Origin of the sequence: Leuconostoc palmae (assembly GCF_019656075.1) — a bacterium.
In the GTDB taxonomy this organism is placed as follows: domain Bacteria; phylum Bacillota; class Bacilli; order Lactobacillales; family Lactobacillaceae; genus Leuconostoc; species Leuconostoc palmae.
In genome coordinates this window covers 1-1,493 of record NZ_BPKZ01000023.1, presented here as the reverse complement: position 1 = coordinate 1,493, position 1,493 = coordinate 1, and the positions used below count along the sequence as shown (strand labels likewise).

Annotated in this window: 1 protein-coding gene; it reads left to right on the top strand. The window is 43.7% G+C overall.

Translation table 11 applies throughout. The annotated features are described in order from the left end of the window. Nucleotides 1–1,493 (top strand): SH3-like domain-containing protein (locus tag K5Q12_RS07060; protein ID WP_220743115.1); only part of this gene is annotated, 1,493 nt, incomplete at both ends.

The window sequence follows — 1,493 nt, the reverse complement described above, 5'->3', positions numbered from 1 at the left end:
AACAAGTGCAAGTCACGCGTCAATACACTGACAGTAAGGGTGTGAGCTGGAACTTAATTACCTTTGCTGGTGGTGATTTACAAGGACAAAAGCTTTGGGTGGACAGTCGTGCGTTAACTATGACACCATTTAAAACAATGAACCAAATAAGCTTCATTAGTTATGCTAACCGCAATGATGGGTTGTTCTTGAATGCGCCATACCAAGTCAAGGGGTATCAATTAGCTGGGATGTCCAACCAATACAAGGGCCAACAAGTGACCGTTGCCGGGGTGGCGAACGTTTCTGGAAAAGACTGGAGTCTGATTAGTTTTAATGGGACACAGTACTGGATTGATAGTCAGGCATTGAATACCAATTTCACACATGACATGAACCAAAAGGTTTTTGTCAATACAACTAGTAATCTTGATGGGTTATTCTTAAATGCGCCATACCGTCAACCGGGTTATAAGTTAGCCGGTTTGGCTAAAAATTACAACAACCAAACAGTTACCATTAGTAAACAGTACTTTGATGATCAAGGCACGGTTTGGAGTCAGGTTGTCCTTGGGGGCCAGACGGTCTGGGTTGATAACCATGCATTGGCACAGATGCAAGTTAGTGATACAGACCAACAGCTCTATGTGAATAGCAATGGTCGGAATGATGGGTTATTCTTGAATGCGCCATATCGTGGTCAAGGGTCACAACTCATAGGCATGACGGCAGATTATAATGGGCAATATGTACAAGTGACCAAGCAAGGGCAAGATGCCTACGGTGCACAATGGCGTCTTATTACGCTAAATAATCAACAGGTCTGGGTTGATAGTCGCGCTTTGAGCACAACAATCATGCAAGCCATGAATGATGATATGTATGTAAATAGCAGCCAACGGACAGATGGTTTGTGGTTAAACGCACCTTATAAGATGAGTGGGGCTCAATGGGCTGGTGATACGCTTTCAGCTAATGGACGCTATGTCCATATTTCAAAAGCTTATTCAAACGAAGTCGGCAACACATATTACTTGACGAATTTGAATGGTCAAAGCACATGGATTGACAAGCGGGCGTTTACTGCGACCTTTGATCAGGTGGTGGCATTAAATGCAACAATTGTGGCACGCCAACGACCAGATGGGATGTTTAAGACAGCACCATATGGTGAAGCGGGGGCTCAGTTTGTCGATTATGTGACAAACTATAACCAGCAAACAGTGTCAGTAACAAAGCAACATTCAGATGCTCAGGGTAATCAATGGTACTTAGCGACAGTGAATGGGACACAATACTGGATTGATCAACGGTCATTTTCACCAGTAGTAACGAAGGTGGTTGATTATCAAGCTAAGATTGTGCCACGGACAACACGTGATGGCGTGTTTAGTGGCACACCTTATGGGGAAGTGAATGCTAAGCTAGTTAACATGGCAACTGCGTATCAAAATCAAGCTGTCCATGTGACAGGAGAATATACGAATGCTTCAGGAATCACATGGAGTCAGTTC